The 7,655-nt window shown below is 37.7% G+C and carries 3 protein-coding genes and 1 pseudogene; all 4 read right to left on the bottom strand.

The genetic code is table 11. From position 1 onward, the window contains the following. Nucleotides 1-2,565, bottom strand: a 2,565-nt coding sequence (locus ACFILZ_RS08420) for an autotransporter outer membrane beta-barrel domain-containing protein (protein WP_375610850.1), incomplete at its 3' end; no start/stop codon positions are given. 170 nt (nt 2,566-2,735) lie between these two features. Further along, nucleotides 2,736-3,462, bottom strand: a pseudogene (locus ACFILZ_RS08415) (autotransporter outer membrane beta-barrel domain-containing protein); the annotation flags it as partial. 28 nt (nt 3,463-3,490) lie between these two features. Continuing rightward, nucleotides 3,491-3,619: a hypothetical protein gene (locus ACFILZ_RS08410; RefSeq protein ID WP_375610851.1), complete on the bottom strand. Its 129-nt coding sequence runs from the start codon at nt 3,617-3,619 to the stop codon at nt 3,491-3,493. Between the two features lie 531 nt (nt 3,620-4,150). Then, nucleotides 4,151-7,621, bottom strand: coding sequence for an autotransporter outer membrane beta-barrel domain-containing protein (locus ACFILZ_RS08405; protein WP_375610849.1), 3,471 nt, complete (start codon nt 7,619-7,621; stop codon nt 4,151-4,153). Nucleotides 7,622-7,655: the final 34 nt, after the last annotated feature.

The raw sequence follows: 7,655 nt of genomic DNA, 5'->3' as shown, positions 1-7,655 counted from the left end.
GCCATATTCAAAAGCAGATAAATTGGAAGCATAATGATGGCTCCCCCCATAAGCACGCAGAAAAAAGGCTGTCTTTTTATCATCTTTCCCAAAGGAATGAAAAGCATTCCGCATTGTCTCTAACGTCTTATTTTGCGTGGTCATATCCATCAAACCAACATAGAACAAAGCATTTGGTAAAAGGAGATAAGTTGGCAATTGAGGAACAACAGCTCTAATACCTAGCTCAGGCGGAACATCAAGCGGTATAGAGAGATTAGACGAAGGATCTAAAGCCTCAGAGGACTCAGAAGGCTTTGGTTCAACAGGGGAAGAAGCAGAAGGAACAGAATCTGGAGATGAAGGAGATACCGGAACAGAGGGCTTAGATGGCATAACCTCATCCGTAGAAGTCTCAACTGGAACAAATGGTGCAGGCATAGGCACAGCAGAAGGATTTTCTGGAACTGTTGGTACAGAGGGAGACGGAACTGGTGCAGAAGGAGTCAGCGTCGAATCCGTAGGGATAAATGTTTCAGACGGTTCAGATCCCTCAGGCAAAGAAGGTGTAGATGGTATAAGTGGAGGCTCAACAGAAGGGGTTTGTTCAGGTGAAATAGTCTCTGTTGGTCGTTTAGAAGGAACCGTCTCTTCTTCAGATTGAGGAGGTAAAACTGTAGACGTTGGCTTAGAAGCAGTTTCAGAAGAATCTAATTCAGGACCAATGTAAACACTTTCGAGACGAAAATCCCAAAAATCCCCTTCTCCAACAACCAATCTATTCTTTGGATCTGCATTTCCAGAAGAAGAACTTGGACCATAGACACGAAGTTTATATTGATAAGGAAATCCATTCACTGTAGTATAACTATTGGCTAACTTAAAAGAACTTTCCTCTGCTGTCCCAGCAACTTGAACAAGTGAAATACTTTGACTCCCTTTATTGCCAGCTTCTCCTTCTAAGGTTTTGGAAAATTTCTCCATCATGAGCAGTGTACTTCCCAAAACATTCCCGTAGATCAAAATACGATCAGTTTTTTGCGGATTAAACGAGCCGTCATTATTCACAAACGCACTCATCTTAATCTGCACATTTCCCTTTGCATTATAAGCGTCTTTATCATATTGTATCCCATTTATTGGATTTATGTCATTTAGATTACTTCCTTTCTCAATATATACTTTTCCAATATATAGCGTTTGATAATCTTGAGATATAAATTTATCAAAAAAAATTGTGCTATCAGAAATGCTTATAGACGAAAGTAATGAATCTACAGGAAGAGATTCCTGTAAATCTGTATGTTTCCTTTTGGTGAGATACCATGCAGAGCCATTTGTTAATTCTAAGTGAACAGTTGATATATCCTCAACACGAATACCCCCTGTAAGGGTAGAATTCTTTGCTTTCACCAATAGAGAAGAATTATTTTGAGCCTTTAACAATAAATCACCAGAGATCTTTGTCCTTTCTGTTAATTCAATGGTAGCTTCAGCTCCATAAATATCATCCCCCGTACTATAAATGGCAATACCATCAGGAACTGAAAAAGTTGTCTGTGACAAATGCAAAGATGCTTCACCCCAAACAATTTTTTCTACTTTTGAAAGTTTTTCACTCCCTACCTTAAACATATCACCCCATACATCTGGACCTAATCCATAAAAATACAGACCGTATACTCCCTCACCCTGAACAGAAATATTGTTTTTTTCTATCTTAATACTTGTATTTTTAAACGCATTTGATGAAGCGTATTCTTGAATCAATTTACCTTCAGCATCTGCATAACCTGCAAAATTCGTAATCAAGAAGCCATGCATATCAGTCAGCTGAATAGAATCACCACGCAAATGAACATTACCACCCTGTGATATGTCAAAAGCTCTTGGAAATTCATCAATAGTTTCATTATCAACTACAATCGTGTGTTTCTTACCTTTGCCCTGAATATTGGTTGTATCAATAAGATATTTTCCCCCAAATTGTGTTGAAAACGCACCAATCTCATTAAAAGTAATAGTACTGCCTGATATCCTAACGAATGCATCAGAACTACTAACAAATCCAATCCCTTTTGCATTCAAATTATCTGATACAATATCAATATTTACGCTCACTAAAGCAATATCGGTTTTTTTTCCTTCTGCACATACAGCTTGCAAACTACCTTCAATCTTCCCTCTATTCATCACAACTTGCCCGTTCTGAACACGAAAACCGGACATATCCTTAATATTTGAATTGGTTAGAACAAGCTTGCCATCATCTTTTACAGATGCACTATATAAAAATGACTGCTTTGGCCTATGCGAGATAATATTTGTCTCTAATAAATTTAAAACAGTTCCCTCTTTTTCTATAGAGAAGACAGCAATAAAATCATCTAGAGAAGAGACAGAAGGAGTATAATTTTTATTACTTATCGTATGTTTTTTACTATCGCTATATGTAAAAAAACTCCCTGATACATTACAGGAAGTTCCTAAATTATTAGGATTCGCATTAACACTCACGATTGGCAAAAAAGAAACAATAGCCGTTGTAATAAATAAAAATCTATACCCGCTTAATACATTAACCATAACTTTATTCCCAATTTGCCTTTCTCCCCTGTTAGTTAAAAATAAAAAACATTCCCCATAACATTAAGTTAAACACACTAAAAATAGCAAGTATAAAACTTAAATAATCACTTTATACTTCAAAAACACTCTATAACTTATGTAAAAATTACTCTATATTTCATAGGCACCTAAAAACGATAGTATAAACCGCCTGAAAAAATAATCCCTGAAAAACCACCTTTTCTAAGGCAATGCTGATAAGTTACATCTCCATGCAAAGAAGAGTTTGAAGACAACTGAGCCTTCAATCCCATTCCAGTTTCTAGAGAAGAGCCAAAAGCGCTTATTGGAATTCATCTCCAAACCGCACACGTTGTTTTCCTCTAAAACTAATGGCAAGCTGAAGCTTGCAATTGAAAGAAACAACAAGAGCCTCTTCAGAAGCAGCAAGCATCTTTCTTAAAGACCACCAACACGCATCACCCATAAATCAAGTTTTCCCATCTCAATATCAAAACCATCAATATCAGACGCCTTATCAAACCGCACATTTTGATAAATAACCTAAACCTGCGGATCAAAAATAACCCCTTTATGCCCTGTCATAAATGACTTGCCCGCAATCAATGAAGCACTCAAAGGTGTTTCCTTCAATGTTGCTGTCTTGCCTCTTGCTTGCGTGAGAACATCCCCTTTAAATAAACCATAGGAAAAAAGGACATCTATATAAAAGCCTGTATCATGCTGCATGCTGCCATATACTGTAATAGACCATTTATCAAATGTACTTTTTTGCTTTCTTTAACATCTTGAAGTTGTAGAGAGTTTTTTTCCATTATTCTTCATTATTCCAGAGCTCAAAGTGTGATGTGTATCCTCAATCGCATTGAGCAAGACACTTGCCTCTATACCATGAACATCAGAAACCTGAATCTTACCTTCATCAAAGGAAAGAACCACCCTGCTTCACACCAAACACAGATTGAGATAACGTAGCATTTCTACCACTTTTCTTTTCGCCATTTCCTGTAATAGAACTCTTTTTAAAAGAAGTTTTATTATCTTTTGACACAACCACTGCTGATGTAATCTTCTCAGATCTCTTTAATTCTAAAATTCCATCAGTTCCTGAAAGCCTTTTTCCCCTTTACTTTTTTGCGGCTTAATAACTATGTTATGAGTTCGTATTGTAAAAATAACACCTGTAGTCCTCCTATCCAATCCACTCATATATAACTTATTACGACTTCCAAAAGTACGAGAAGCATCAACTGTATCACACGAATGCGACTTAAAAAGAGAATTACACGAGGGGTTATAATCTTCTGCACTCACATCTATATTGTGCACGAAGAAAGAAATAGAGGTCGTAAGAGAACACACACATATAGCGTTTTAGTACTTTAATCATAATTTAGTCTAAACTTCCTTTATTTTATTCATAAAAAACTGAAAAGACACACCTAGTTCATCTACTTATTATGCACCGTTACATATAATTTGTTTTGTATTATATGTAAAGTCAAAAATCAGAAAAACGACACAACAAAACCATGTTTTGTGCTTATGTCTTTCACAAAGGGTGTATTAAAGAAAAATACAATTAAAAATGATAACTTAATCCACCAGAAAAATGCGTTCCGGAAAAGCCGTCACTCGTAAATTTATGCTGATAAATCAGATCGCTATGAAAAATAATTTTGGGAGATAATTGCGAAAAAACACCAAATCCAGCTTCTAAAGAAGTCCCAAAGGAACCAAGCTGGAAAGCATCTTTAAAATATACAAATTGTTTATCATCAAAACTACGAATGAAATGAAGCTTACCATAGAATGAGAGAACATGTGCATCTTTATCTTTAGTAAATGTAAGTGTCTTCGTTAAATACCCACCAATACGCATCCCCCAATGATCTGGACTTCGCATATCAATATTAAAATTATCAATATCACGAGTCTTATGAAACTGGAGATTTTGATAAACAAACTGAACCTGTGGTTCAAAAATAAAATATCGGCTGCCTATCATAAACGTTTTACCAGCAATTAAAGAAACACTTAGGGGCTTCCCTCTCAATGCAGCCGTTTTACCTCGCTCAAGTGTGAGAACATTTCCATTAAACAAACCATAAGAGAAGAGACCATCCATATAGAGACCCGTATCATGCTGCATGCTTCCATATGCTGTGATTGTCCATTTATCAAATATACTTTCTTGACTTTGTTTAACCTTTCGAGGCTGCAAAGAAAGCTTGCCATAATTTCCCATAATCCCAAAAGATGTCGTACTGTATGCACTTTCGATTTTCTTGAGTAAAATACCTGCCTCTAGTGCATTATAATCAAGCTCACCGCCATAATCACCATATTTAAATGCAGACAAATTTGAAGTATAATGATGATGTCCACCGTAACCGCGCAAAAACAAAGCGGGATTTTCATCATTTTTCAACAACCGACCAGGAACAGTTCGCAGCGCTTGCAACTGCTTGCTTTGATTACTGATATCCATCAATCCAGCATAAAATAAGGTATTTGGCACAAGAATATAAGTCAAAACCTGTGGAACAACGACTCTCACATTTGGCTCAAAATGAGAAGAAGGCTCAAAAACAGATGCCGGAACAGAAGAACCAGACGCAGGTGGAGTAACAACAAAAGGAGTGGGTGAAACAGATGGCGGAACAGAAGAACCAGATGCAACTGGGGAAACAACAGAAGGAATGGATGAAACAGATGACGGAACAGAAGAACCAGATGCAACTGGGGAAACAACAGAAGGAGTGGGTGAAACATGCGGCGGAACAAGTGAACCAGATGCAACTGGGGAAACAACAGAAGGAGTGGATGAAACAGATGACGGAACAAGTGAACCAGATGCAACTGGGGAAACAACAGAAGGAGTGGGTGAAACATGCGGCGGAACAAGTGAACCAGATGCAACTGGGGAAACAACAGAAGGAGTGGATGAAACAGATGACGGAACAAGTGAACCAGATGCAACTGGGGAAACAACAGAAGGAGTGGGTGAAACATGCGGCGGAACAGGTGAACCAGATGCAGGTGGAGAAACTGGATTAGATTCAGCAATAGCGGGAACAACAGGTGCAAGAGAGGAAAGAGGATTGGGGATCTCAAGTACAAAAACATCAGATACATTAGGTGTGGTCGTAAGATGGGAATCCCTATCAGGAGAATCTACAGGAGAAGAAAGACTTGGCTCCTGAGACTTTTGCTGAGAGTTAGAATCAATAGAACCATCCTCACCTCCAGTAATATTAGGATGAATTTTAGGAAAAGAAGGAATATCATCAGAAGAAGGGGGGACAACCAAATCAAGAACAGGAAAAACTTTAGTGGAATCAACAAATTGACTTTCAAGTCGGAAATCCCAAAATGTTCCAGAGTTTTTAAGCACTCTTTGATTGGAATCTGCCGCCCCTAAAGCAGAGCCTGGACCATAACTCTTAAGATGATACTGATAGGGGGAGGCTTCAAGTGTGACATACCCCCCCTTTAACTGAAAAGAATCTTCCATGGCTTTTCCATAAACCTGAATAATGGAAATCCCCTGATTATTACCGCCCTCTCCCGTCAATGCCCCTGGACTTCCAGGAATCTTATAAACATGAACTGTTGTTTTTCCTTCAAGATCACCATTGATTAAAAGCCGGTCAGTTTTTTGCTCTTGCAGAGCTCCGCCTTTATCCAAATATGCATTAAGATAAAGATTCACATCACCGTGCGCTTTATAGACAGTCCCAAATCCTTTTCCAATGAGAAGTGTCTGATAACCATTTGTTTTTTTAGATTTTAATTCTTCAAAAACAAGAGAACTATCCGTAAGATTAACCGATGAAATAGAAGAATAATCTTTTAACCTAGAACCAGAAGCATCAGAATTTTGCAATTTGTCATATTTTGGTCGCGATAAAATCCACTTTGAACCATTTTTTAAATCTATCTTAGCTGTAGAACTTTCATCAACATGTGCGCCTCCTACAAGGGTAGAAGCATCAGCCTCAATCTTTACATTAGAACGCTCAACAGCTTTCAGGAGTGAATCTCCAGAAATTTTTGAATGTTGTGAGAGTTTAACAGAACTTTCGAATTCGCGACTATAAATAGCCGTACTTTCTGGAGCCATAAAAGTTGTCTTTGTCACATGGACAGTCCCTTTTCCAGGTATAATTGTTTTTTTATCATTTAAGACAGCTTCCCAAAAAAAGTGCATACCATTAAATCCATTCCCTCTCACAAAAACATTGGAATATTTTATATGAGCAGCATTATGGTTATTCCCCTGCACTACAATGCCATGAACATTGTCGACATTAACGTTTCCCTTCTGGAAATTAAGAGAGCCTTTCCCCTGAAGCATACTAAAAGCAGAACCTTCACGATGATTATCTGTATTTGTTCCCTGTTTCCCCCTCCCAGTAATAGAAACGCCCTCTAAATTAATTTCTCCATCTCCTCCTGTTTGAACACCAATACCATCAGCAAAATCAATTTTTCCTCCTTTCATATAAATTTTTGCACCATTATGACTCAAAAGACCTATCGCATCAGAAGATGTCTTAATCTCTGTCTTGGTCAAAGAAACAAACGACCCTTTACCCCCAACACTGATCCCCATTCTGGTTGCTTTAATCACCCCATCCTGCATTTCAAAAGCTCCCTCATCATTAATATCGGCCCCTATCGACACGTTATTTAACATGGAATCAAATAGAGCAACGCCTCCCCCATTTGAGGACTTTACAGCTGTTGTCCAAGCGTTTGTTTCTGAATGTCCATGTGCATTCGAAACACCGTTAATGATTATAGCCTCTCCCTCAATGACTGTATTTTTCCCTGATGCCTCTATGGCAGCATCAGAACTTTCACCCGTAAGTTGATAAGTTTTCTTGGTAATTTCATGCGTTTTACCATCATTACAGCGATAAAATGAGGCACTTTCGTTACATGAATATGGCTTCTTCTCAGAAGAAATCTCACCTGCATCAGTATTGTATACAAAGAAAAAAATAACCGTTGTAAAATGATATAAAGAGAGATGATTTTTAAACATAATTTTCTACAAACTTTCTTCCCCTTCTCTAAAA

This window comes from Bartonella sp. AP40SXNS, from assembly GCF_042195825.1.
In the GTDB taxonomy this organism is placed as follows: domain Bacteria; phylum Pseudomonadota; class Alphaproteobacteria; order Rhizobiales; family Rhizobiaceae; genus Bartonella.
Note: the sequence above shows the minus strand (reverse complement) of the source record. Positions and strands in the feature narration are given on the sequence as shown.

What these genes read in the sequence shown, in the direction of transcription:
- ACFILZ_RS08405 (WP_375610849.1), bottom strand. Translation starts at nt 7,621, where the DNA reads ATGTTTAAAAATCATCTCTCTTTATATCATTTTACAACGGTTATTTTT.